Here is a 24,826-nt window from a genome sequence, read left to right as displayed (position 1 = left end):
TACACTATCGCGAGAATGACTGAACAACTGGCCGTATGCGAAAAGATCTTCCCCCACGCTATTATCTTACTCACTTTCACGAGTTCCTTCGCTTTTTCGAGGGGGCGAGTGCAACATTGCTTTCAGATAGTGCTGCAAAATTTATTCATCGCTTTAAAGCGTTAAACGAAGATGAGCAGTGCATTATAGTGCGTGCCGCAAATCGCAAGTATGCCATTATTGATAGAACGCAATTTAATTATGCTGAAATTAATTCGCCTCAAGCGTATATCGACGCGCTTACAGAAGACGGCTGGTTTGGTGACATAACTCATGCATCGCTGAACGATATCTCAGGAGTTCTTACTAAAGATGCCATTATAACGTTATTGGCAGAGTATGGCAGTACACAAGGGTTGGCGTCGTTGACCAAGCCCAAACTGGTTACGCTTCTTGATAATGAGATACGCGCTAACGGATGGCCAAGCCGCTTTTCAATTGATAGCAACTCAATTGAAAACTACTTAGTGTGCCTTTTTGATGACTCCTTACGCTTTTTATTGTTTCTTTATTTCGGCAATACAAAAAGCCGGTTAAACCAATTTTCTATGCGAGATTTAGGTGTCATGCGCACGCGTTCAGACTCAGTAACCGATGTCGCGCGGTTTGAAACTAAAGCAGATACCGAAGCAGCATGGTTTTACGCAAATCATTATACGCAGTTAGGTTATTACGACCGCGAGGCACTGTTTGCCTTAGCAAACGAGGATTTCCCAACAACAGAAGGCGTATCTGCTGGCTTTTACCGCGACCAGTTACTTTATGCGTTGGGGCTTAAGTTACTTGATGAAGACAAGCAGAAAGGCCTGCATATACTTGGCTTAGCTGAGAGTGACAAAGCAAAAGAAAAGTGGATAAGAGAGAGTTATAAAGTTGGAAACATAGATGATGTTAAAGTGATACTGGAAAGCATTATCGACAACCCGCAATCAGATACATTGCTGGCTTTCGCAGAAGATTTCTATGCGAGAAAATTCAATAAAAAACGCACGAGTTCAGTCACCGATATGTTGCGCAGTGCCAGTAGAGAGCTGGCAATAGATGTGAGTCAAAATCAGCAGGTTGAAAGAGGAGTGCTAGCGCATTACGCACGGCATGGCATAAAAGGTTGGCGCACAGAAAACCGATTGTGGCGCAGTATCTTCGGCCTAACGTTTTGGTCTCAACTGTACGAAGAAGATACGTTGGTAACGGAATTTGACCGAAGACCACTGTCGTTAAAGCAAAACAACTTTTATGCAAAGTTTAAAACCAGCATTGAAGGGCTACTTTCTTCATTAGATTCAAAGGAAAAGCTGCTTTTTCATATCCAAAAAATGGCCACAACCCATTATGGGAAAGTGAACAGTTTGTTTATATGGTCTAGTCGATTACTAGAGCCCATTGAAGCACTGCTGCAGTACGGTGAATTACAAAGTATTCAGAACGTGCTTAGAATGATGAGTCGAGATTTTGAAAACCTGAGAGATGGTTTTCCCGATATTATGGTTTACGACAACGGCTTGCGGTTTGAGGAAATAAAAGCCCCTGGAGATCAATTGCGACGAAACCAGCTGGTGTCTATTCAGCGTTTGCAACAGGCCGGGTTTGATGTGGCTGTAACAACAGTAAACTGGGTACGCGACCCTGAGCAGCCCTATGTCGTTGTGGATATAGAAACCACAGGGGGAAACAACAGCTACAATCGCATTACCGAAATTGGAATGGTGAAGCTTATTGCCGGCGAGGAAGTAGACCGTTATCAAACCTTAATAAACCCACAGCGCCGAATTCCTGCAAATATTACGCGGCTGACCGGTATTTCAGATGATATGGTGGAAGGTGCGCCTATTTTTGCAGACGTTGCCAGTGAAATAGCTGCGTTTACTGAAGACTCTGTATTTGTAGCTCACAATGTGAATTTTGACTATGGCTTTATAAAGCAAGAGTTTGCGCGTTTAGAACAGCCCTTTCGTCGCCCTAAAATGTGTACGGTAAGAGAAATGCGGCGCACTTATCCAGGGTTGCCTTCTTACTCACTTGCCAATCTAACCAAGCATTTTTATATCTCTATGGAGCGTCATCACCGTGCCCTTTCTGATGCAAAAGCTGCGGCCGAATTACTTAAATTAGCTTTTGAAAAAGATGATAGAGAAAACGCCCTATAAAATTTGAACGAAGACGGTAAATTTTCGTATCAACAGCGATAAACAGTCTGCAACGAGAGAATAGCTATGTTAGATGAAGAACAGCAGTCGAGAGTTATAGAGATGGCGTGGGAAGATAGAACGCCGTTTGAGGCTATCGAACGTTTATACGGCCTGCCTGAAAAAGAAGTCATTAAGCTTATGCGTAAAAACTTAAAACAAAAAACGTTTAAGAACTGGCGCGCAAGGGTGTCTGGCCGCAAAACTAAGCATGCTAGTTTGCGCCCAGAAGGCGTGGACCGAGGATATTGTCCGTCTCAGTACAAAGTGAAAAGCGCCAACAAATAATGCGCTATTAGCGCTACTTGTCTACCGTGCTAACGGGGAGTAAAAACGCCATAAGTTGCTGGCGAAAAGGGCTAGGAAAAACAAGGGTATTGCCAGATTCATTAATTTGTTTGGCTTGAGTAACCTTTTCTAAAAAGGCTGCGTAAGACGCATTGTTTTGCTCTACGTCCTCCACGCGTTGCATGACGCTTTCAATATATTCAGAAGCAGATAAATCGCAATTACTCTTAAGCTCTGCTGCTAGCGATTTAAGCACGTAAGTTTCCCACTCTTTGCGGTAGCTATCATGAAGCCTCTCAGGATAAACAGTGAGGTCGTCGATATCCTGCTTAAGGTCTACGATGTCGAGGGGGTCATCATATAAAACGCGAAGCGCGAGAAGGACATCGTCAGATAATCTTGAAATAGGAAGCTTTTCTTTGAGCTGTGTATAACGACTTTGCATAGACTGCCTTAGAGGTTATTGACTGTTTTTAAATTTGTTCCTTTATGAAATTTCTTTTCCTTGCATTGGCTCGAGTCTAAAGAACTCACTTCACTTATTAAAGGTTGTGAGGTTAAAAATAAGTAATTTAATATATATGAACTTCAATAAAATACGGGGCGTATTCACTAATGCACTGTTAAAGTGTGTACGCGTTCTTGCTGTTTGGCCCACCGTTTGGTGGGCCTTTTTTTTGGGTGGCGTTTGTGGAGCGGAATTACATAGCCCAGAGGTTGCTGACAAAATGCGGACATAAAAAAGCCGATGCATAGCATCGGCATAAGCGGAGATTAACTCCATAAGGTAATTCACACATGAAAAAAACAATGACGTGGGAGACGTCTTTCAATGCAAGTAAGTGTACTCATGTTAATCAAACATAAAATCAGTAAAAATTGATTGTTATAATCGCAAAATGCGAATCACTGCAGTGATACTGTCTTTCTTTATCCTATATTGAGCAGAAGTGTAGTTTCAGAGACTTTAAGAAAGCCGGTATAAGCGGGTCACTTTAGATTTAGATTACAGTTTTAAGCAATTATAGAAAAGAGGGGAAAAGGTAAAATTGGGCTGCACCAACATTGCGATACAGCCCAAAGGGGGGGATTAGTTTAAGCCCAGTTTCTTTTCGAGGTAGTGAATATTAGTACCACCCGCGAAGAAGTTTTCATCGGCCATAATCCGTCTTTGTAGTGGAATATTAGTTTTAATACCGTCAACCACAATCTCTTCCAAAGCATGGCGCATACGCGCGATGGCCTCGTCACGGCTTTCGCCGTAGGCAATTAGCTTACCAATCATAGAGTCGTAAAAAGGAGGAACTGTATAGCCAGCATAAATATGCGACTCCCAGCGGATCCCTAAACCACCTGGCGCATGAAACATATTAATGAGTCCAGGGCTTGGGATGAAGGTTTCTGGATCTTCAGCATTAATACGACACTCGATTGCATGCCCGCGAATTTGTATTTGAGACTGGTCGATAGACAGCGGCTGACCTGCTGCTATGCGAAGCTGCTCTTTTATCAAATCAACGCCAGTAATCATTTCTGACACAGGGTGCTCTACCTGAATACGGGTGTTCATTTCAATAAAATAGAATTCGCCGTTTTCATATAGGAATTCGAATGTACCAGCGCCTCGATAATTGATTTCAATACAGGCTCTGCGACAACGGTCGCCTATTTTTGCACGCATTTGCTCTGAAATACCTGGTGCAGGTGCTTCTTCTACCACTTTCTGATGGCGGCGCTGCATAGAACAGTCGCGCTCACCTAAGTGAATAGCATTGCCCTGTCCGTCAGCAAGCACTTGAATTTCAACGTGACGAGGGTTTTCTAGGAACTTTTCCATGTAAACCGTTGGGTTACCAAACGCTGAACCAGCCTCTGCCTGTGTGGTTTGAATTGCTTTTACCAGTTCGCCTTCGCTGCGCACAACACGCATACCACGACCACCGCCGCCACCAGCAGCTTTAACAATAATTGGATATCCAATGCGCTTTGCTATGGCTTTGTTGCGCTCTTCGTCGTCAGTTAACGGGCCATCTGAACCTGGTACGCAAGGAACGCCGGCTTTCTTCATAGCGTTAATAGCAGATACTTTATCACCCATCAGGTTAATGGTTTCCGCTGTAGGTCCAATAAAGATAAAACCGCTTTTTTCTACCGCTTCAGCAAAGTCTGCATTTTCTGCTAAAAAACCATAGCCAGGGTGGATTGCTATAGAGTTTGTAACTTCTGCTGCTGCAATAATACGCGGAATATTAAGATAGCTCTCGGTCGCAGATGCTTTACCGATACAAATAGATTCGTCGGCAAGCAACACGTGCTTTAAATTTCTGTCCGCAGTGGAATGCACAGCTACGGTTTTAATGCCCAATTCTTTACAGGCTCTTAAAATTCGCAGGGCAATTTCACCACGGTTGGCAATAAGTACTTTATCTAGCATTGTGAATTGCTCACTTATTCGATGATGAACATTGGCTGGTCAAATTCAACCGGATCTTGGTTCTCTACTAAAATTGCTTTTACAACGCCGGCTTTGTCAGACTCAATTTGGTTCATCATTTTCATAGCTTCAACAATACATAAAGTATCGCCTACTTTAACCTGCTGTCCCACTTCAGCAAATGCTTTAGAAGTAGGTGATGAAGCACGATAGAAAGTACCAACCATAGGCGATTTAACTACATGGCCTTCAGGTGCAGCTGGTTCAGAAGGTGCAGCGACTTCAGGTGCCGCAGGCGCTTGGGCTGGAGCTTGCTGTGGTGCAGCGGGAGCTGCAAAGCTATAGTTTACCGGCGCTTGAACACCAGTTGGACCACGGTGAATTCGTACCGACTCTTCACCTTCAGTAATTTCTAGCTCAGCTACACCAGATTCTTCAACTAGCTCGATGAGTTTCTTTATCTTTCTAATATCCATGTTCTTTCTCTGCGTTATTTTTGCGATTTCGGTAAATTGACTGCTGCAGTTAGCGCAAGCGAATAACCCATAGGGCCAAGACCGACAATGACGCCAGCTGCAACATCAGAAAAATAGGAGTGGTGACGAAAAGGTTCACGGGCGTGAACATTCGACAAATGAACTTCAATAAACGGAATACTTACACTGAGTAACGCGTCGCGAATGGCAATGCTTGTGTGTGTAAAAGCAGCAGGATTAATAATGATGGCATCTGTGTTGCCCATAGCGCTGTGAATACGCTCAATAAGCGCATGTTCAGCGTTAGACTGAAAATGCGTTAGCGTAACGTCGCTAGACGCAGCCTGAGCCTGCAAATCATCTACGATGTTCTGCAGCGTCTGCGTACCATAATTGTCGGGCTCTCGTTGACCTAACATATTTAAGTTAGGGCCATTCAATAACAAAATATTCATCTAATTTGCTGCTATCTTCGGGTAATTGACACGGTATTTGTCATTTCAACAAATTTCCGTTTCAGTTGCACGAAAAAAAGCCAATAGTTCGATCCGTTTCGTGATTTATAGTGTGATTATAGAGATAGAGAAAGATTTAGCAGCAAAATACTGGTCTAATCAGGTGTTTTAGGCGCAAAGTTTTTGCTACAGGCTGTCATTCGCAGCGTTGCTTTTTGTTAATGAAATGTTGTGTGGAAACGAGTGGATGGTGTGCCATGCCTGGCATAGAGCGTTATATTGCTTTTATTCTATGTCTACGTTTACCGTTTTCATTTTAAAAGGAACGCTTTCATAGCGACCGTGATATTTCGCAACGTAAACACCGAAATGTAAATGGGGTACAGATGAAAACCCAGTATTTCCTGTGTATCCGATGAGTTGTCCTACCTGGATGCGCTGGCCTCGTGCTACCGCAACACCGTTATGCATCAGGTGATAGTATTCACCGGTAGTGCCATCGCTGTGCAAGATAGCAATATAGTTGGCATACTTTGCAAACTCTGGTGTAGGTCCGCCTTTTCTGCCACTGCTCTTTGTATCAATAACAATTCCCCCACGAGCTGCGAGAATGGGGGTGCCTTTTTTTGCCCCGAAGTCGAGAGCATATTTTGATGCACCAAAGTGACTAAAGCTGCCGTTCACGCCCTGAACAACAGGATAATTTTCTAGCGGCTGCAGGGGCGGTGCATATGAGTAATTATTGTTATGAGACGCATTAATGTCTCCCACCGTCCATTTAACCCGCATGTTTGACCAAAAACGTGAGGGTGATGAAGTTTCACCTAGTTCAATAGTACTGTCATCGGACAAAAATGCGTTTGCATGGGCCATACGCCCTAGTTCAGAAGAATAAAGCGTAACGGCAACTGGCAGGTTTAGATGTCTTTTTATACCTATGCGATAGGTGCGGTTCTGCTGACCGGTTCCTCTATTGCTTTCACTAAGCACAATGCAAAAGCGCCGTTCGTCAAAACAGCCCTCAAGCTGCAAAGGCTTCATTTGCTGAGCTGCAAGCTTTAGCGGCAATGCTGCTATTGCGCACGCAAAGGCTAAGATCAGCGAAATGATCGTGGTTCTGCTTAGTGTGTTAATCAAAACCTGAAATCCAACAACTGACATTTAATATATAAGCGAGCAATCAACTACCTTTTATATACTTGTTAAACGCCTGGGGGTTAGAGAGTTTGTTGGTAATCTCATTCACTTAATAAGTGCATTATTGACATGTTCAGCAAACTCTTCTGCATCCATAAAGCCAGTAACCCGTGATTGACGAATTTCCTTTCCACTCGTATCGAAAAATAAGATAGTTGGCAAACCAAGCACTTCAAATTTATCAAAAATTTCCTGGCGTTCGGGCGTGTTATCAGTGAGATCCATTTGCATCCACACTGTATTGTTTAGTGCAGTTACCACACCCTGGTCGGGGAAAGTGTACTTTTCAAACTCTTTACACGCCACGCACCAATCGGCATAAAGGTCTACCATCACGGTTTTGTCTTGAGCGTTGGCCGCCGCAATTTTTTGTTGAAGGTCGTTAAGGTTTCTGGCTTTTACAAACTCAGGATGTTCCTTTTTCTCTCCCCAAAGACCCACATTCTCGCCTGTTTGATAAGCAATGCCTGCACTGCCCATAATGCCTATTGCCACTAATATAGCGCGCCCAAGCTTCATCATTGAGTTTGCTGTAGCGCGATTTAGCCACCAGTAATAGCCAAATAAGCCAAAGCCCAGAGCTGCCCATAAAAAATCGGAGAAGGCGCTATTCCAAAGACGCTCTATAAATACAATGGCGACAGCGAGCATCATGAACCCGAATGTTACCTTGACAACATTCATCCAGTTGCCTGCTTTTGGCAGCAGTTTTCCGCCCGTTACGCCAAAGAGAATAAGCGGTATTCCCATCCCTATGCTGAGCAAGTAGAGCGAGATAAAGCCTAAGGTCATATCGCCTGTTTGAGCAATGAACAGTAAAATTCCGGTAAGCGGAGCGGTGGTACACGGCGAGGCAATAAGCCCAGACAGTACGCCCATGATGAAAACACCCACAAAGCTTCCCGGGGTTTGGTTATTGCTCGCCGATGTCAGCTTTTCCTGCCATTTAGCGGGAAGTTGTATTTCAAAACCGCCGAACAAAGCAACGGCCAAGGAGATAAATAAAGCAATGAAAACACCAAGTACTACAGGGTGTTGCAGCGCTGCTTGAAATTGAGCGCCGGCCACCGCTACCACAAGACCAAGCAAAGAGTAAGTGATTGCCATGCCCTGTACATAAACAAATGTAAGCCAGAAAGAGTGCGATAGTGTTTTTGTTTTTCCTTGCCCAATAACAATACCAGACACAATAGGGTACATAGGGAAAACACAGGGCGTAAATGCAAGCCCAATGCCTAAGGCAAAAAATAATAAAAGAGTAAGAGGCAAGTTTTCTTTGTTGATAAGTTGATTTGCTAGCGAAAATTGTTCACTTTCCACTGAGGATCCGTTGCTCTCGTTTGCGCCTTGCCCCTCGGCCATGACCTCATTAAGGTAAACCACTTTTATCGTTGGCGGGTAGCAAAGCCCTGCGTCGGCACACCCTTGATAGCGAACCTTAACGATACCGTCAGATGAGGCGTTCTCGATAGGCAGTGTAATCACAACACTGTTATAAAATACCTCAGACTCGCCGAAAAACTCATCCTCAATCATAACTCCTTTGGGATAGGAGGCTGTCCCTATTTCGGCATCTTTCGCTACGTATTTAAACTGCTTTTTATACAGGTAATAGCCGTCTGCAATGGAAAAGGTTAAGGAGAGCGTTTTATTTTTTTGGTTGAAGTCGAAAACAAAAGCTTGTTCTACATCTAAAAATTCAGGTTCTTGAGAAAATGACGCATCTAAACTGTCGGGGAATTTAGTTTGTGCCACTGTATTTGTAGCCAACATAATCGAGCACAATGCCAAGGTAAAAACCATAAACATACGGCGTATTGAATCAAATGCAGACTGATAAGAAGGCTTACAAAAGGGTAAAACATTATTCATGATGACAACTTCTTTTATTCATTTGTATTGCTGAATTTTATTGGTTTAATTCTGTTGCTTTAACATACTAGATGTATCGCGCATTTGGCGCGCGAGCGCATTCTAACGAACACTTACTTTGACTTACTCACTGCTATCCGCGCTTGCTCGCTTTAGTTATAACGTTACTTGATACTGTTTATTCGTATAAAAAGAGTGCAAGGCGTGAAAATAATCTGCGCTTAATGTTCTTGCACTAATGTGCTCTGTCACAAACACACTTTACCCGCAAAAAATTGGGCAAAATTTGCTTTGTGCGTACTAAGACCGATACAGTAACAGTATTGTTTCACGGTGAAAGTATAAAACCGTGGTTGTCGGTCGCGCTGTGTAGCCGTTTAACCGAAAGAAACCGAACCTTTTCTTGTGATCGGTTTCTAAAGCCATACAACTATCACTTACTTCGCGGTACTGAGAAAACGTTACCTATTAAATTCACCCTTTAATAGCGGCCAATTAAATAGTACCCGAGTTCCATTGTTTATAGTGACAAAAGAGGACGCATTTTGCGGGTTTTATTTATATTATTTGCCCTTCTCCCTATTCTAGAAATCGCCATTCTAGTGAATGTAGGCAGTATTATCGGTGGCTGGAATACCATAGGTATTGTTATTTTAACGGCCTTTATTGGTGCTTATTTTGTTAAACGCGAAGGAATTGCGACACTTCAAACTGCACAGGCAAAAATGCAGCGTAACGAGGTGCCAGGCAAAGAGTTGGTTGAAGGCTTAATGTTGGTGATCGCTGGCGTTTTGTTAGTAACACCAGGGTTTGTAACAGATATCTTAGGTTTTTTATTCGTAATGCCAGGATCACGACATCTGTTGGCCTCTCAAGTTAGTAAGCATATGAAAATGCGCGTGGTTATGCCGGGCGGAGCTAGCGCAGGTGGGTTTCACTCCCATCAGCAGCAAAACCCTTTCTCCGGTAGCCCGTTTGGCGATGGCCAGGGCAACTCGCCTTTTCACTCAGATAAGAAAGATTCAGACGGCGTTATCGAGGGTGAATATACCGACAACACACAAAACGATGAAGATAAGCGCCTTAAGTAGCCTTAAATAAATACAGACAAGAGCGTTGGAGGCTATTCACCGGCTTCTGTTCAATCATAATTTGCCATGTTTTTGCTGCTTCAATTTACCGGTTCACTCACTTTGTGGATAAGTGATGAACCGTCCCACCTTTGAAAACACCGCTATTTATTAAAAAAATCAATTTTTTTACATTTTTTTGCTGAAAAACACTTGAACTTGAATAGGTACTACCCCATCTATCGGTGCAGACAACAGTTTAACTGCTCAGCAATGGGCATCCAGGCACTCAACATTCAAAAGGTTGAATGTTGATAATTAACTTTGAATAGTGGAATTTTCAGGAGACTTGAAAATGGCAATTCGTCCTTTACACGACCGCGTAATCATTAAACGCGCAGAGCAAGAAAGCAAATCTGCAGGCGGTATCGTTCTGACTGGTTCTGCAGCAGAAAAATCAACTCGCGGTGAAGTAATCGCTGTGGGTAACGGTCGCATACTAGAAAATGGCGAAATTAAAGCGCTAGACGTTAAAGTTGGCGACACTGTTATTTTTAGTGACGGTTACGGCGTTAAAACAGAAAAGCTAGACGGTGAAGAAGTGCTTATCCTTAGCGAAAGCGACATCCTAGCAATTGTTGAGTAATAACGATTAACGACTAACCGAATAAGAGAGGAATTGAATCATGGCAGCTAAAGAAGTACGTTTTGGTGACGACGCTCGCACAAAAATGCTTAAAGGCGTAAACACGCTAGCAAATGCAGTAAAAGTAACTCTAGGTCCTAAAGGCCGTAACGTTGTTTTAGACAAGTCTTTCGGTGCACCTACTATCACTAAAGATGGTGTATCTGTAGCCAAAGAGATCGAGCTTGAAGACAAGTTTGAGAACATGGGCGCTCAGATGGTGAAAGAAGTAGCCTCTAAAGCGAACGACGAAGCGGGTGACGGTACAACTACCGCTACTGTACTAGCGCAATCAATCGTAACTGAAGGCCTTAAGTCTGTTGCAGCGGGTATGAACCCAATGGATCTTAAGCGCGGTATCGATAAAGCAGTAATTGCAGCTGTTGCTGAGCTAAAAGCACTTTCTACAGATTGTGCAGACAGCAAGTCTATTGCCCAAGTAGGTACTATTTCTGCTAACTCAGACGCAGAAGTAGGCGACATCATTGCTCAAGCAATGGAAAAAGTAGGTAAAGAAGGCGTTATCACTGTAGAAGAAGGTCAAGCACTTCAAAACGAACTAGACGTTGTTGAAGGTATGCAGTTCGACCGTGGTTACCTTTCTCCATACTTCATCAACAATCAAGAAAACGGTACTGTTGAACTAGACAGCCCGTACATTCTATTGGTTGATAAGAAAATCTCTAACATCCGTGAACTACTTCCTACTCTAGAAGCAGTAGCGAAGGGCGGCAAGCCGCTACTTATCATGGCTGAAGATGTTGAAGGCGAAGCGCTAGCAACATTGGTTGTAAACAACATGCGCGGCATTGTGAAAGTAGCTGCAGTTAAAGCACCTGGTTTCGGCGACCGTCGCAAAGCAATGCTTCAAGACATCGCGGTATTAACTGGCGGTACAGTTATCTCTGAAGAGATTGGTCTAGACCTTGAAAAAGTTCAGCTTGAAGACCTAGGTACTGCTAAACGTGTAGTTATCAACAAAGACAATACTACTGTTGTTGACGGTAACGGCGACGAAGAAGCGATTGAAGGCCGTTGTGCTCAAATTAAAGGTCAAATTGAAGAGTCGTCTTCAGACTACGACAAAGAAAAGCTTCAAGAGCGTTTAGCTAAGCTTTCTGGCGGTGTTGCAGTAATTAAAGTTGGTGCAGCTACTGAAGTAGAGATGAAAGAGAAGAAAGACCGCGTTGAAGATGCGCTACACGCAACTCGCGCTGCGGTTGAAGAAGGCGTAGTACCTGGTGGTGGTGTTGCACTAGTTCGCGCGGCTTCTAAGCTTGACGAACTAACTGGCGACAACGAAGACCAAACTGTAGGTATCAAACTTGCGCTACGTGCAATGGAAGCTCCTCTACGTCAAATCGCGTCTAACGCAGGTGCAGAAGCGTCTGTTGTTATCAACGCGGTAAAAGGCGGCGAAGGAAACTACGGCTACAATGCTGCAAACGACACGTACGGCGACATGCTAGAGATGGGTATTCTTGACCCAACAAAAGTAACGCGCTCTGCACTTCAGTTTGCATCGTCAATTGCTTCACTAATGATTACTACCGAAGCAATGGTGGCTGAACTACCTAAAGACGAAGCAGCTCCTGCAATGCCTGATATGGGCGGCATGGGCGGAATGGGCGGCATGATGTAATCATCCCCTAAGCTTAACGCTTAAAGAAAAGGCGCTACTTTTTGAAGTTAGCGCCTTTTTTATGTGTGTATATTTTAAGCCTGCAATGCAGGCTTATCTTTAAATGCTTACTAAACTGCAGTTATGTGCTTTTAGTGTCTTCAATGTAGGCGTCGATTAATTCCTCTAAAATAGAAAGAGGAACAGCCCCATTTTTCAGCACGACATCGTGAAAATCGCGTAAGTCGAACTTATCGCCTAAGGCATTTTTCGCCTTCTCTCTTAGCTCCAAAATCTTAAGCATGCCTACTTTGTATGAAGTAGCCTGGCCAGGCATCACAATATAACGCTCAATTTCTGAGGTAACGTCACTTAGCGCCATACCCGTATTATTTACCATGTAGTCGATAGCTTCTTCTCGGGTCCAGCGTTTTTGGTGAATTCCAGTATCTACCACCAAGCGTACCGCCCTAAATAATTCCGCTTGAAGTCGACCAAGATTATCCAATGGATTGTCTTGAAAGCCCATTTCCCACGCTAAATATTCTGAGTACAACGCCCATCCTTCTGTGTAAGCAGTGAATGGCGACATTTTACGAATAAAGGGCATGCCCTCAATTTCCATTGCTAGCGCTATTTGAAAGTGATGGCCTGGAATGCCTTCGTGATAGGCCAGCGTTCGCATGCTGTATTTGGGTGTTGCCTTTATGTCGTAAAGGTTTGCGAAAAAGCGACCCGGCCTAGAGCCGTCTATGGCTGGCTGCTGATAATACGCGCCAGGTGCGGTTTTTTCTTTAAACTCAGGAATACGAACTACTTCCATGCCTGCCTTAGGACGAATGCGAAAAACCTCGCTCATACCTTCTTCAATTTCATCAAGAATGATTTGATAGTCTTTTAGTATTTGCTCACGGCCCGCATCGCTGTCTTCATAATAGTGAGAAGGATCAGAGGCTAATGCGTCCATGGCAGTAGTGAAGCCTTGAGAGGTGTCGTAACCTTCGTCTGCAAGAATTTTGAGCATTTCACCTTGAATTCTAGCTACCTCTTTTAAGCCAATATTATGAATTTCGTCTGCGGTCATATCGGTGGTAGTGAAAAAGCGAAGGGCGTTGGCGTATACTTTATCGCCATCGGGTAAGTGCCAGTATCCGTCATCTGTGCCCGCTTTGGTTTTAAGTGTTGTGAAATAGTCGATGAATAGCTGATAAGCACGATTTACATCATCATTAATTCGCGCTTCTGCTTTGGCTAAAAAGTCGTCTTGCTGCTCTTGGGACAGTGACTCTATATCTGCCATTTTTTCTCTTAGCGAGCTGTAAAGAACGTTCTCGTTAAGCGGTGATGAAATAAATCCGTTCATTTCATCAAGCACGCGTTCGATAACAAAGCGAGGCGGAATAATGCCTTTATCTTCACGTAGTTTCAGGCCTTCCAATACCTGTGCAAACTTTTCGTCAACTGCTTCTAAGCGGCTGAGATAGTTCTCAACGTCGGTCTCATCTTTAATTTGATGCTGCCCCTGCATAAAGCTGGGGTAACCATTTTGCACCCCAAAAAGTTGGTTTACAGGGTAGGTGTGATATTGAAAGGGCTCATTAGTGAGAAGGTAATCAAGAAGGTAAAGGGTAATCTTCTTGGAAAGTAACTCATCTTTGCTTAAGTCATCATCATCGTAATTCTCGATGACGCTTTTAATATTACGAGCCTTGTTATAAAGCTCCTCACTTTTTTCGGGGCTAGCATCATCTAGCTTAGCGTTGTGCCCCTTAATGCCTACCGACTCTAAAAACCCCAAAGAGGTAAGTGTTTCCGGGCTTTCAAACGCTACTTTTACCATTTCTCGGTTAAGAAAGTTGTTAAAGTAAAAAGGTTTATCTGCATACCATTCGTGAGCAGCAAAGCTGCCGCCTAAAGCGATTATGGCTACTAAGCCAACGCCAATCCATTTAAAAAATTGTTTCATTATTTTTATTGTCCAAATTTTGTTCTCGACCTACGTTAGCGGAATTTGCGCTAAAAAGTAAACCTATTCAGCAAAATTGAAATACTGCCTAGCGGTTATTCGTATGCTTACGCTAAGCGTTGCTCTGGGTTATACTCTGAGGCGTAAATATTCAACGCTAATGGGCATTGTCATGGCAACAGCAGCAGCGGTACATATTCTGGTAAAAACCGAAAAAGAGGCTCTTTCTATTTTAGAACAGCTGAAAAAAGGTAAAAATTTCAGTACGCTAGCAAAAAAGCATTCAACATGCCCATCGGGAAAACGCGGTGGCGATTTGGGGGAGTTCCGTCGCGGGCAAATGGTAAAAGCGTTCGATGATGTTGTGTTTAAAAAAGAAGTGTTAAAAGTGCACGGGCCAGTAAAAACCCGTTTTGGTTTCCATATTATCAAAACCCTGTATCGCAATAATTAATACTTCTTACGTTAACGCCCTTAAATTCCCGACTCCCACTTTTCTCCGCATACCCGCTCTTTTGTAAAGGCATGATAGGGGCTATTAAATTCGTGTATGTTCTCTCGCATGGCTGCGTAGTGGTCGACACTAATAAATGGCGTGCTCTCTGCTTTTCCAGCGTTATCTAAAAGATAATAGCTGGTGGAATAGTCAGTAAGCAGCATGCGATTAGCGGCTTCGCTTTCTGTTAATCGCACCCGCGTGACGGCTTTAAAACGCGCGTTTTCGTTGGGCAGAGCCAGAATAGTGCGAAAGTAATACCCTTTTTCAGTCTGCTGTTGTGAAAAACCATTGAGGGTGGCAATAAGGGTTTTTAAGTCTATCGCTTCGCGCTGTAGCATAAAGTCGTGATGAATGACTTTTTTTCCTTCGCTGCTCTCTTCTCCCGCCGTGTAAACTTGCTCTTCTTCTAAATCCGATAAATAGCGTTGCCCTATTTCGGTGTAGTGAATAAGGGCATCTGTATTCATACGAACAAAATAGTCACTAATACCCGCTGGGACTACTTCAAACAGCATGAGGTCGGGAGTCACTGCGCCTCTTTCTTCTGGGGATTGTGGGCCTCGGGGGGCACACTTTTCTGAAATGAAATAATAATATTGACCGGCTTCGATGGCCTGCGCGCTTTTATGAAAAAACGATGATGTAAAAACGATGCCGTATAACATCGTTATGAAGAAACGAAATGCCATGATACTCAGCGCCCTTGTTTAGGTGGTCTTAACGAAGGCGCTAGTATACGGTTATCTAAACTACAATGCGAAACGAAGCCCTGAATTCACATCATAAACGCAGAATAGAAAGATTACTGCTGTTTTTCCGCTGCTTCTATTTTCTTCCACAGCTCTTCAGATTCTGCAGTGAGCATAGAATACGTTTTTATATCGCCTTTCCTTTGCGCAAGCATGGCTCGCTCTAGAAGCTGGTCGTACTCTTTTCGCATTTTCTTTGACGGATTCGATTTAAAAAGCCCAAACACTATTTTTTCTCCTCACGGCGCGCAGTGCATTTTTTTAAAAGCAAATAACGGCTGCGTACTCTAATTATGGTGTATTTTTTGTTTTATTTTCGGTTTAATAAACGCTAAGTAATACACGGTTTGTAGCGCATGATCTCTAGCAAGTACTGAGTTAACGTTTTAATTCGACTAACTGATCACATCACAGCAAAAAGAATTACCCATCTTTTTATCAATTTAACGTTTTGTATATGGCGCTGCTCTGCCACAGCCTGTTCATTTTTTATACCTTTACGGCTGTGCAAAAAACAACCTTCATGCCTCATTCCTCCCCTTCGATAACCAAAAATAAGACCGGTGAAATAAACATAATAGAATTTCATATAAATTATAGTTATGTAATTAAAGATAAAAATTTTGGTAATAAATATCTGTGAAGCGTATGTTTAACAAGGTTTAGAATAAAAATTAAACAACTGTGTTGAGCTCGTTTAGTTAATAAAAATTCAAACGATCGTTTAATTAAGTCAAAAAATGATCAGCATAAGTGAATAAAATAGCTTGGCCAGTAACAAAAGGTGTCATGCTCGAAGAGCCTACTAATAAGGAGAAGCGTGTGAAAATCATCGTGTTAAATGAATCAAAAACGCCTGATCCGCTGAACAAGGTGGAAAAGCGTTGCGCTGTAACGCCATCAAGTGCGCAGCGGTTAGTGAAGAAAGGGCTGTCTATAACACTCGAGGCAGGTGCTGGCTTACTATCTGGTTATTCTGATAAAGAATACGAAGGTGTAGGTGTATCTGTCATTAGCGACGTGAATGAGTCAATATCATCGGCAGATATGTTAGTGGCGGTGAATAAGCCTAATGAATCTCAATTGGCGTTGATGAAAAAAGGGGCCATTGTGGTAGGCCATCTTGACCCTTTCTTTCAACAACCGCTTATTGAATCTATTGCGCAAAAGCAGCTAACCGCTATTTCAGTTGAAATGATCCCTCGTTCATCTCGAGCGCAAAAAATGGACGCACTGAGTTCGCAGGCAAGCCTAGCGGGATACGTCATGGTTATGCAGGCCGCTAGTCTGCTCCCCTCAATTTTACCCATGATGATGACGCCTTCAGGCACCATTAAGCCGGCAAAAGTCTTTATTATTGGCGCAGGCGTAGCCGGGCTTCAGGCAATTGCCACAGCCAAGCGTCTTGGCGCAAATGTACTTGCCTATGATACCCGAGAGGTAGTGGCAGAACAGGTTGAGTCGTTAGGCGGCAAGTTCCTTAAGATTGATATTGGTGAAACTGGTCAAACAAAAGATGGCTATGCCAAAGAACTCACCGAAGAGCAAAAAGCCAAACAGCAAGAGGCTCAGCGCGATGCCATTGCTGATTCCGATATTGTTATTACCACGGCGCAATTATTTGGGCGCAAACCCCCGGTGCTTATCTCAAAAGATACGCTGGCATTAATGAAGCCAGGCAGTGTTGTGGTAGACATGGCTGCTACGTCGGGCGGTAATGTTGAAGGTTCGGAACCCGGAAAAACGACCTTAGTTAATGGTGTAAATGTGATTGGTGATGGTTACTGGAGCCAGTTTGTAGCAAGGGCAGCTACCGACATGTATGCCAACAATATTTATAACTTAGTAGACGAGTTCTTCGATACTGAAACCAACACCTTCAACCTAAATTTGGAGGACGACATTCTCGCCGGCTGCGTTATTACCCATCAGGGAAGCGTAACCAATGACATGCTGCTAACTACTTACAAAGGGGCGTAATCATGGAAATCATATACTTACTTTTTATTGTGGTACTAGCAGGTTTTCTCGGTTTTGAGCTTATTCGAAAAGTACCCGCTACATTACATACACCACTTATGTCTGGTTCTAACGCAATATCGGGTATCACGCTTGTGGGCGCTTTAGTGGCGTCGGGCAGTGATAATAGTATTTTAACGACGGTACTTGGAACCGTGGCAGTAGCGCTGGCAAGCATCAACGTAGTGGGCGGATACTTAGTGACCGATCGCATGTTAAGCATGTTCAAAAAAAAGAATAAATAGGGAGTACGCAAGTGAACAATATTGTAACCACTATAAACCTAGCGTACGTAGTTGCTGCGGCACTATTTATTCTCGGTCTTAAATTATTAAGTCATCCAGATACCGCTAAAAAAGGTAACTTTATTTCGGCAGTGGGTATGCTCATTGCGGTTGTTATAACCTTGCTCGACCAGCAAATTATAAGCTATCACTTCATTCTGCTTGGTTTTGTCATCGGCGGTGCCTATGGCGCGTGGAAAGCAAAAACCGTAGAGATGACGTCAATGCCTGAAATGGTGTCTTTGTTTAATGGTTTTGGCGGTGCAGCCTCGCTGTTGTTGGGTTGGGCCACATTATCAAGCATGAGTATGATGGTGTTAAATACAGCCAGCGTGTTTACGTTCTTAACTCTCTTTTTCACTATTTTGGTAGGGGGAGTCACGTTTTCAGGCTCGGTTATCGCTTGGGGTAAGCTGTCTGGGAAGTTGAGTTCAAAGGCTGTTATTTTCATTGGCTTACGTGAACTAAGTATCTTCCATCTAATTGCTATGGTGGGTATTGGCTATTTGTTTGCCACAGACCCTGCTAATACGCTGTGGTTGTATTGCGCCATTGCTTTAGCACTAAGCTTTGGTTTACTAGCTACCATATCTATCGGTGGCGCAGATATGCCGGTGGTAATCGCTCTGCTGAACAGCTATTCAGGTATTGCTGCATCTGCTGCCGGTTTGGCTACAGGTAATACTATTCTCATTGTTACCGGTCTATTAGTGGGTGCGTCTGGGCTAATTCTTACCAATATTATGTGTAAAGCCATGAACCGTTCGCTTATGAATGTGTTGCTTTCAGGATTTTCGACACCTGTTGAGGCGGGCGAGAAAATTGAAGGTGAGATAAAAGTGTTGGCGGCGCAGGATGCTTTTTACGTGCTAGAAGCTGCCCAGGCCGTGCTGGTTGTTCCCGGGTACGGTATGGCGGTAGCGCAAGCGCAGCATGCTGTTCGTGAACTCCAGTCATTGCTTGAGGAAAACGGATGTACCGTCGATTATGCTATTCATGCCGTTGCCGGACGTATGCCGGGACATATGAACGTACTGCTAGCGGAAGCAGACGTGCCTTACGATCAGCTATACGAAATGGACGACGTTAACCCACGCATGGAGAATTATGACGTGGTTATTGTTATAGGTGCTAACGACGTTGTTAACCCTGCGGCAAAAGAGATGAAAGGTAGCCCCATATACGGTATGCCGGTTATTGAAGCATACCGCGCCAAAACAGTCTTTGTGCTTAAGCGTTCTGCTAATGCAGGCTTTGCAGGTGTAGATAACCCGTTATTCTTTAAAGAAAACACGCGAATGGTGCTGGGTGATGCGAAGGAAACCATAAACAGTATTATTCGTGAGTTTGGTGACGACTAAGTTGTTCACGGATTAAACTTAACGTTTGCGTACTTTATTGGTAATCGCAACATTTAAAAAGAAAGAGCGCTAAGGTGTGCTTTCAATAGCATTGTTATGTTTTTGAAGGCACACATTACTTTCATCTATGTCCAATTTCTGGCTAAAAGAAGATATATTTTTTCGAGGTTGTTAAACGTCTGATTCCGTTCTAACATCACGCTTCTATATTGCCACCGATACCAAGCTGAAACCCTGTAATGAGTGAATTCCCATCTAAACGTACTTTTGACATCGAAACCTATCAAAATTGTATTTTGGTAACACTTCGAGGCCACTGGGATACAGCCACAAATATAAGTTACTTGGGAGAGCTGACGACTACACTGCAGAAACGAAACGGTAAACCGTTTCATCTACTAGTGGATATTAGAGCCTGGTCGACTCCAGACTCAGAAATTGACAGTCGTATTAGACAGCCTATTCAGCTAGATCGCAGAAATCAGTTAAGCGAGTTGTGGCTGGAAGATGAAAATACCAACGCGGATCATATTGCAAAAAAGTATTTCGTAAATGAAGCTTTTGTCCTTGAACGCACACAAGATGCAGGGGTGTTTTTAGGGTTAGCAAGCGAGAGAGTTGAACCAAGTACGATGGCATACGTAAAATCTTGGGTACATGCCGCAACTCCGTAAAAGGAGTAATGCGATAAATATAATTATTCGACACAATCGATATTTTACATCGCAACATTTGCGATGTTGTCTATAATACGCGGCTTATTTTTGCACTCATTTGCTAGGTGTTTCCTAGCGCACTGTTAAAAGGTGACTACATTGTCAAATTGGAGTATCGAGGAAGCAGAGCGCGTTTATGGCGTTTCTCAATGGGGCGGCGGCTATTTTCAGATAGGTGAAAATGGCAACGTTCATATTACCCCCGTGCCTGAAGATCCCAGTATTCGCATTGACTTCAATTCGGTTATCGAAGATATCCGCAAAGAAGGTGTGCAATTTCCTGTGGTTGTTCGTTTTCACGATATCTTGCGTTCGCAAGTGGCTGGATTAAATAAAGCCTTTCGAAAATCGATCACAGAAGCTGAATATCAAGGCGAGTATCAAGGTGTTTACCCGGTTAAGGTAAACCAGATGCGCGAAGTGGTTGAGGAAATTGTAGATGCAGGCAAACCTTACAACTATGGGTTAGAAGCTGGGTCAAAAGCAGAGCTTCTCACCGTACTGGCAATGAACACTAATGAAGAGTCGCTTACCATCTTAAATGGTTACAAAGATGATGAAGTAATGCGTTTGGCGCTACTAGGTCGCAAGCTTGGGCGCAAGGTCGTTGTGGTAGTTGAGAAATTTACCGAACTACTATTACTTGTGAAAGTGGCAAAAGAGCTGGATATCGATCCTATTATTGGCGTTCGCTCAAAAATGACGGTAAAAGGTCGCGGCAAGTGGGAAAGTTCTGGCGGTGAGCGAGCAAAGTTCGGCCTAACCATAACCGAGATAATTAACGCGGCGCGCTATTTAGAAGAGCAGGGCATGGCCCATTGCCTCAAGCTATTACATTTTCACATTGGCAGTCAGCTAACTGATATCCGCGCCGTCAAAGAAGCTGTTACTGAGGGCGCGCGTATTTATGCCGATCTGCATAAAATGGGCTTCGCTTTAGACTATGTCGATGTAGGCGGTGGCTTAGGTATTGACTACGATGGAAGTAACTCAACCAACGAGTCTTCGCGTAACTACAGTATGCAAGAATATGTAGCTGATGTTGTATACGGCATGAAAGAAATGTGCGATCTGGAAGGCGTTCCTCATCCTCATTTAGTGAGTGAAAGTGGCCGTGCCATTACCGCACATCACAGCTGTGTTATTACCGAAATTGTGGGTGAAATTAAGTCTAATGCCGCTGATATGGACACATCTGCAAAAGAAGGCGAGCACTTTTTCTTAAAGAATATACGAGAGCTTGCGGAAACCTTCGACGAACAAGAAAACATGCATGAAGTGTATAACGACGCTTCGCAATACAAAGAGCAGGCCCTCGACGCCTTTAAATTGCGCGTTATTCCATTAGAGGAATTGGCTAAGATAGAAACACTGTATTGGCAAATAATGGGCAGATTGCAAACTTGGTATCGTAAAGAGGAATACGTTCCCGAAGAGTTACAAGAGCTTGATTACAGCTTGTCATCACAATACCTGTGTAACTTCTCTGTGTTTCAGTCGGCGGCAGACACTTGGGCTATTGATCAACTTCTGCCTGTAGTTCCACTGACGAGAATGAATGAAGAGCCTACAGTAAACTGCTCACTGGTTGATATAACCTGTGATAGCGACGGAAAGATTGACCAGTTTACTATTGGCAGAGAAATTACTGATGTGCTGCCCATGCACCCCTTAAAGCGAGACGAGCCTTACTACGTTGGGCTGTTTTTAACAGGGGCTTATCAAGATGTAATGGGCGACATGCACAATCTTTTTGGCCGTTTGAACGAAGTGCATATTTACAGCTACGACGATGACCCAGAAGACTTTTACATTGAAGAAGTGGTGAAAGGCTCATCGGTTGAGGACGTACTGAATGTTATGCAGTATAACCCTCGGGCTATGGCATCTGATGTAAAGCGCCTGATTGACAGACATGTGTGGGATGGAAAGCTCAATCCTAGAGAAGGTGTTCGCTGGACAGATTTTTATGAAAAATGTTTAAGCGGTTACACTTATCTCAAGCAGTAGATAGCTTGCTATTGCCGGTGGCGCTAGTCACCGGCTTGCTTTAAAAAGCGCTTCCACAGCTCGGCAGTTGTGTTATTAATCATATTTGATTCTGCATTCATCAGCATGACATACCCGGCTTTTTTCTCTGGCATAAACGCAACATCTGCGCGATACCCCTTAACCCAACCGCCGTGATAATTCAGTTTTTTTCCATCGAGATCATATATGCGCCAGCCTAGGCCGTAGTGTGCGTCGTCTATCATACCTCGCCAGCCGCGGCGATAGGTTTCACGTTTAGTGCGAACCCGCTCGGTTGTTACGTATTCAACCATTTCTTTTGAAATAACAGTGGGAAACTCACCTAACAGCGCCTGCAGATAAATGGTCATATCGTAAATGCTGGCGTTAACCCCAGCTGCCGGTGAAAAGCGATAGTAATTACTTTCTACTTTGCCCTCATGCCACTTGTTACGTGCTATGGCTATGTGCGGCCTGGCCCAAGAGTCTGAGGCTAATAAGCCACCTTTTCCTACGCTAGAAGATGTCATCCCAAGTGGTGAAAATAGGTACGACTGAATTTGACTCGAATAAGAGGTGTCTTGCTTGCTAAAGTAATACTCTAACGCGCCGAATAAAGCATTTTGATAGGTATAGCAGTCGCCGGGTTTACACAGCGGCTCAAGCTCGCCTAGCGATTTAAGGACGCGCTCTAAAGAGTAATCGGCTTCAATTAAGTTATCGTACGCATTGGGCATAAAGCCGCTAGATTGGCCAACGATGTGCTGTAACTCTAGAGTGTCTGTCCCTTTTCCGTTAAAAGGAATATCTGGGAGCAGCGTGTTAATAGACGTATTCCACGCGAGCTGATTGCGTTCTACTAATTTAGCGCTAAGTAATGCGGTAAATGTTTTTGAAACCGAGGCAAGGCGGAACACGGTGTCTTTGGTTACTTTAGTGCCGCCTTTCTTGCGCGTTTTACCATAGACATAAACTCTTGGCGTTTTACCCTGTTCGTAAAACACAAAGGCATAGCCGGGTACGTTGTATTTGTTCGCCTCTTTTTTAACATAGTTTGCATAGTTGTCGAGCCAGTCAGCAGATGCAATATGTGGGTAAAGCAGCCACATGGGCATTACGCACATTAAAAAAAAGCGCGACATCAAAATGCGCAAAGTAGATAGCATACAGTCAGCTCGTTGGGCTGAGCTTTCAGTAAATGAAAGCTCAGCAGTCAGAATAAGAATGGCAATATTATGCGTATAGGTTGTCCAATTATCAAATGTGAGTGAAAAGTGGCTCTAAGCCCAAGTCACACACTCCCCTTTAATAATTATTGCGCACCGACTGGCAAGCACTGACTGGCAAGCAATGACTCTTACTCGATGGTAAGTTCCGATTTTGTCGCCTAAATACTGCTATATAAGGTTAAACTCAGTACTCATTTATAAAAATAGTCATCCGAGCAAGCCAGCGTAAGGAGTTAACGTGTTCATTTCTGACGAGGTTCAGCGCCAAGTTTATGCCGCAGCAAGGTGTAGCAGAGATGCGCGATTCGACGGTCGCTTTTTTGTTGCGGTAAAAACTACGGGTATTTTCTGTCGTCCAGTTTGCCCAGCCAAATTGCCTAACGAAGCAAACGTCACGTATTATCCCCTTGCGGCCCAAGCTATGGCAGACGGTTATCGACCTTGTTTTCGATGTCGCCCCGACAGCGCGCCACACTCTGCCGCGTGGTATGGAGCCGAAACTACAATAAACCGAGCCATGTCACTTCTTTCACAGATACCTACTCAGCCAATTAGCACTATTGCATCTCGGTTAGGTATAAGCGAGCGCTATCTCAACAAACTGATAACAGCTGCCATCGGTCTGTCACCAAAGCAGTTTCAAGCGATGCAGCAGGCATTATTTGCAAAGCAATTGCTACAACAAACTCGCTTACCTTTTATTGATATTGCACTAAGCTGTGGGATGTCGTCGCAGCGCCAACTGCAAAGAGTGGTTCAGCAGTATTGCAAAACAACGCCAACGGCACTAAGGAAGACGACGAATGAGGGGAGTAACAAGGTTACTTTGTTTTTGTCTTATCGCCCGCCTTACAATTGGCCACATGTAAGAGACTTTTTAGCTCTTCGCGCCGTAAATGAAATGGAATCCGTTACTGATAATACTTACCAGCGCTGGTTTGAATTTGAAGGCGTGAAAGGCCACTTTTGCGCCCGTCACAACGCACAAAAGCGAGGTTTTGAAGTAACGGTCAGTTTGAATAGCTTTACGCCGCTTTATCGCGTTATTGAAAATATAAAAGCTATGCTAGATCTAAACGCTGATCCAATGTTGATAGAGCGAGGGTTACTTCAAGCAGGGTTAATAAAGCAGCAACTTGTTGATGGACTGCGTTTGCCTAGCGCATGGAGCCTGTTTGAAAGCGGCTGTCGGGCTATTTTAGGTCAACAGGTGAGTGTGAAGGCAGCAATTGGTCAGCTAACAGTATTGGTGAATCATCTGGGAGAAAAGTGCAGCATTGACGGTGCTGACAAATATTGTTTTCCAAGCGCAAAGGCGGTGGCTAACAGCCATTTAGATTTTCTTGGCATGCCGCAGACGAGAAAAAACGCATTAAGGAATTTTGCTCAGCTTTTTTTAGCCAACCAACAGCCAAGCTATGCTCAAATTTTAGCGATAAAAGGTATTGGGCCTTGGACAGTCGATTATATTAAGATGCGAGGCGAGCGTGACCCTGATATTTACCTAGAGGGTGACCTTATAGTTAAGAAAATGGCAAAGCAGTTTCCAGTTAGCCCGAGCAAGGCTGCGCCGTGGCGGAGTTACTTAACTCTTCAATTATGGCAGCTCAGCGGCTCGGAACAAAAATGATGCTATTCGACTTAAGCCAGTCAGAAACGGCAAGTTAAAA

The 24,826-nt window shown here is 43.8% G+C and carries 22 protein-coding genes; 12 read left to right on the top strand and 10 right to left on the bottom strand.

Annotated elements, in window-relative coordinates; translation table 11 throughout:
• Positions 1-35 precede the first annotated feature (35 nt).
• Together GTW09_RS06890 and GTW09_RS06885 are read left to right on the top strand one after the other, a co-directional pair.
• Positions 36-2,186, top strand: coding sequence for an exonuclease domain-containing protein (locus GTW09_RS06890; RefSeq protein ID WP_163111118.1), 2,151 nt, complete (start codon positions 36-38; stop codon positions 2,184-2,186).
• Between the two features lie 66 nt (positions 2,187-2,252).
• On the top strand, positions 2,253-2,513 hold the full coding sequence (locus GTW09_RS06885) for a TIGR03643 family protein (protein WP_071980934.1): 261 nt from the start codon (positions 2,253-2,255) through the stop codon (positions 2,511-2,513).
• 13 nt (positions 2,514-2,526) lie between these two features.
• Here GTW09_RS06885 and GTW09_RS06880 read toward each other — a convergent pair whose 3' ends face one another.
• From GTW09_RS06880 to GTW09_RS06855, 6 genes are all read right to left on the bottom strand, one after another.
• Positions 2,527-2,958, bottom strand: coding sequence for a hypothetical protein (locus tag GTW09_RS06880; protein ID WP_163111116.1), 432 nt, complete (start codon positions 2,956-2,958; stop codon positions 2,527-2,529).
• A gap of 645 nt (positions 2,959-3,603) precedes the next feature.
• Positions 3,604-4,947, bottom strand: coding sequence for an acetyl-CoA carboxylase biotin carboxylase subunit (gene accC / locus GTW09_RS06875; RefSeq protein WP_163111114.1), 1,344 nt, complete (start codon positions 4,945-4,947; stop codon positions 3,604-3,606).
• A 14-nt stretch (positions 4,948-4,961) separates the two neighbouring features.
• Positions 4,962-5,423 carry an acetyl-CoA carboxylase biotin carboxyl carrier protein gene (accB, locus tag GTW09_RS06870; RefSeq protein WP_071980931.1) on the bottom strand — a complete coding sequence of 154 codons (462 nt, stop codon included), beginning with the start codon at positions 5,421-5,423 and terminating at the stop codon, positions 4,962-4,964.
• A gap of 14 nt (positions 5,424-5,437) precedes the next feature.
• Positions 5,438-5,878, bottom strand: a complete 441-nt coding sequence (aroQ, locus tag GTW09_RS06865) for a type II 3-dehydroquinate dehydratase (RefSeq protein WP_163111113.1) — start codon at positions 5,876-5,878, stop codon at positions 5,438-5,440.
• 285 nt (positions 5,879-6,163) lie between these two features.
• Complete coding sequence (locus GTW09_RS06860; RefSeq protein WP_239059304.1) at positions 6,164-7,015, bottom strand: M23 family metallopeptidase; 852 nt, start codon at positions 7,013-7,015, stop codon at positions 6,164-6,166.
• Between the two features lie 105 nt (positions 7,016-7,120).
• Positions 7,121-8,947 (bottom strand): protein-disulfide reductase DsbD, encoded by a 1,827-nt coding sequence (locus tag GTW09_RS06855; RefSeq protein ID WP_420809543.1) that lies wholly within the window; start codon positions 8,945-8,947, stop codon positions 7,121-7,123.
• A gap of 545 nt (positions 8,948-9,492) precedes the next feature.
• On the opposite strand from GTW09_RS06855, the gene GTW09_RS06850 reads away from it, so the two are divergent.
• From GTW09_RS06850 to groL, 3 genes are all read left to right on the top strand, one after another.
• Positions 9,493-10,038 (top strand): FxsA family protein, encoded by a 546-nt coding sequence (locus tag GTW09_RS06850; RefSeq protein WP_163111112.1) that lies wholly within the window; start codon positions 9,493-9,495, stop codon positions 10,036-10,038.
• Between the two features lie 334 nt (positions 10,039-10,372).
• Entirely contained in the window at positions 10,373-10,663 is a 291-nt protein-coding gene (locus GTW09_RS06845) for a co-chaperone GroES (RefSeq protein ID WP_071980927.1), read from the top strand.
• A 40-nt stretch (positions 10,664-10,703) separates the two neighbouring features.
• Positions 10,704-12,344, top strand: coding sequence for a chaperonin GroEL (gene groL / locus GTW09_RS06840; RefSeq protein WP_071980926.1), 1,641 nt, complete (start codon positions 10,704-10,706; stop codon positions 12,342-12,344).
• 121 nt (positions 12,345-12,465) lie between these two features.
• Here the strand turns inward: groL and GTW09_RS06835 are convergent, their stop codons facing one another.
• Positions 12,466-14,289, bottom strand: a complete 1,824-nt coding sequence (locus GTW09_RS06835; RefSeq protein WP_163111111.1) for a DUF885 domain-containing protein — start codon at positions 14,287-14,289, stop codon at positions 12,466-12,468.
• A 172-nt stretch (positions 14,290-14,461) separates the two neighbouring features.
• Between GTW09_RS06835 and ppiC the strand changes: the two genes are divergently transcribed.
• Positions 14,462-14,743 carry a peptidylprolyl isomerase PpiC gene (gene ppiC / locus GTW09_RS06830; RefSeq protein ID WP_163111110.1) on the top strand — a complete coding sequence of 94 codons (282 nt, stop codon included), beginning with the start codon at positions 14,462-14,464 and terminating at the stop codon, positions 14,741-14,743.
• 20 nt (positions 14,744-14,763) lie between these two features.
• On the opposite strand, the gene GTW09_RS06825 is transcribed toward ppiC, so the two are convergent.
• Together GTW09_RS06825 and GTW09_RS06820 are read right to left on the bottom strand one after the other, a co-directional pair.
• The gene (locus tag GTW09_RS06825) at positions 14,764-15,477 is read right to left on the bottom strand and encodes a hypothetical protein (protein ID WP_239059303.1); all 714 of its coding nucleotides are present in this window, start codon (positions 15,475-15,477) and stop codon (positions 14,764-14,766) included.
• A 113-nt stretch (positions 15,478-15,590) separates the two neighbouring features.
• Positions 15,591-15,764, bottom strand: a complete 174-nt coding sequence (locus tag GTW09_RS06820; protein ID WP_152561612.1) for a DUF6435 family protein — start codon at positions 15,762-15,764, stop codon at positions 15,591-15,593.
• A 595-nt stretch (positions 15,765-16,359) separates the two neighbouring features.
• On the opposite strand from GTW09_RS06820, the gene GTW09_RS06815 reads away from it, so the two are divergent.
• The 5 genes from GTW09_RS06815 to speA all read left to right on the top strand — a co-directional run bounded on the left by GTW09_RS06815 (position 16,360) and on the right by speA (position 21,927).
• On the top strand, positions 16,360-17,517 hold the full coding sequence (locus GTW09_RS06815) for a Rossmann-fold NAD(P)-binding domain-containing protein (RefSeq protein ID WP_163111109.1): 1,158 nt from the start codon (positions 16,360-16,362) through the stop codon (positions 17,515-17,517).
• A 2-nt stretch (positions 17,518-17,519) separates the two neighbouring features.
• Positions 17,520-17,801, top strand: coding sequence for an NAD(P) transhydrogenase subunit alpha part 2 (locus tag GTW09_RS06810; RefSeq protein WP_163111108.1), 282 nt, complete (start codon positions 17,520-17,522; stop codon positions 17,799-17,801).
• 11 nt (positions 17,802-17,812) lie between these two features.
• Positions 17,813-19,201, top strand: coding sequence for an NAD(P)(+) transhydrogenase (Re/Si-specific) subunit beta (locus GTW09_RS06805; protein ID WP_163111107.1), 1,389 nt, complete (start codon positions 17,813-17,815; stop codon positions 19,199-19,201).
• A 239-nt stretch (positions 19,202-19,440) separates the two neighbouring features.
• Positions 19,441-19,875 (top strand): arginine decarboxylase, encoded by a 435-nt coding sequence (locus tag GTW09_RS06800; protein WP_163111105.1) that lies wholly within the window; start codon positions 19,441-19,443, stop codon positions 19,873-19,875.
• A gap of 141 nt (positions 19,876-20,016) precedes the next feature.
• A complete protein-coding gene (speA, locus tag GTW09_RS06795; protein ID WP_163111103.1) occupies positions 20,017-21,927 on the top strand; it encodes a biosynthetic arginine decarboxylase in 1,911 nt (636 codons plus the stop codon).
• Positions 21,928-21,950: 23 nt separating this feature from the next.
• Here the strand turns inward: speA and GTW09_RS06790 are convergent, their stop codons facing one another.
• The gene (locus tag GTW09_RS06790) at positions 21,951-23,042 is read right to left on the bottom strand and encodes a serine hydrolase domain-containing protein (RefSeq protein ID WP_420809542.1); all 1,092 of its coding nucleotides are present in this window, start codon (positions 23,040-23,042) and stop codon (positions 21,951-21,953) included.
• Positions 23,043-23,394: 352 nt separating this feature from the next.
• On the opposite strand from GTW09_RS06790, the gene GTW09_RS06785 reads away from it, so the two are divergent.
• Positions 23,395-24,786 (top strand): AlkA N-terminal domain-containing protein, encoded by a 1,392-nt coding sequence (locus GTW09_RS06785; protein ID WP_163111101.1) that lies wholly within the window; start codon positions 23,395-23,397, stop codon positions 24,784-24,786.
• Positions 24,787-24,826 lie beyond the last annotated feature (40 nt).

Origin of the sequence: Alteromonas hispanica (assembly GCF_010500915.1) — a bacterium.
GTDB classification, from domain to species: Bacteria; Pseudomonadota; Gammaproteobacteria; order Enterobacterales; family Alteromonadaceae; genus Alteromonas; species Alteromonas hispanica.
Note: the sequence above shows the minus strand (reverse complement) of the source record. Positions and strands in the feature narration are given on the sequence as shown.

What these genes read in the sequence shown, in the direction of transcription:
- GTW09_RS06800 (WP_163111105.1), top strand. Translation starts at nt 19,441, where the DNA reads ATGAGTGAATTCCCATCTAAACGTACTTTTGACATCGAAACCTATCAA.
- GTW09_RS06890 (WP_163111118.1), top strand. Translation starts at nt 36, where the DNA reads ATGCGAAAAGATCTTCCCCCACGCTATTATCTTACTCACTTTCACGAG.
- GTW09_RS06825 (WP_239059303.1), bottom strand. Translation starts at nt 15,477, where the DNA reads ATGGCATTTCGTTTCTTCATAACGATGTTATACGGCATCGTTTTTACA.
- accC (WP_163111114.1), bottom strand. Translation starts at nt 4,947, where the DNA reads ATGCTAGATAAAGTACTTATTGCCAACCGTGGTGAAATTGCCCTGCGA.
- aroQ (WP_163111113.1), bottom strand. Translation starts at nt 5,878, where the DNA reads ATGAATATTTTGTTATTGAATGGCCCTAACTTAAATATGTTAGGTCAA.
- GTW09_RS06810 (WP_163111108.1), top strand. Translation starts at nt 17,520, where the DNA reads ATGGAAATCATATACTTACTTTTTATTGTGGTACTAGCAGGTTTTCTC.
- groL (WP_071980926.1), top strand. Translation starts at nt 10,704, where the DNA reads ATGGCAGCTAAAGAAGTACGTTTTGGTGACGACGCTCGCACAAAAATG.
- GTW09_RS06845 (WP_071980927.1), top strand. Translation starts at nt 10,373, where the DNA reads ATGGCAATTCGTCCTTTACACGACCGCGTAATCATTAAACGCGCAGAG.
- GTW09_RS06855 (WP_420809543.1), bottom strand. Translation starts at nt 8,947, where the DNA reads ATGAATAATGTTTTACCCTTTTGTAAGCCTTCTTATCAGTCTGCATTT.
- GTW09_RS06790 (WP_420809542.1), bottom strand. Translation starts at nt 23,042, where the DNA reads ATGCCCATGTGGCTGCTTTACCCACATATTGCATCTGCTGACTGGCTC.
- GTW09_RS06835 (WP_163111111.1), bottom strand. Translation starts at nt 14,289, where the DNA reads ATGAAACAATTTTTTAAATGGATTGGCGTTGGCTTAGTAGCCATAATC.
- GTW09_RS06885 (WP_071980934.1), top strand. Translation starts at nt 2,253, where the DNA reads ATGTTAGATGAAGAACAGCAGTCGAGAGTTATAGAGATGGCGTGGGAA.
- accB (WP_071980931.1), bottom strand. Translation starts at nt 5,423, where the DNA reads ATGGATATTAGAAAGATAAAGAAACTCATCGAGCTAGTTGAAGAATCT.
- GTW09_RS06880 (WP_163111116.1), bottom strand. Translation starts at nt 2,958, where the DNA reads ATGCAAAGTCGTTATACACAGCTCAAAGAAAAGCTTCCTATTTCAAGA.
- ppiC (WP_163111110.1), top strand. Translation starts at nt 14,462, where the DNA reads ATGGCAACAGCAGCAGCGGTACATATTCTGGTAAAAACCGAAAAAGAG.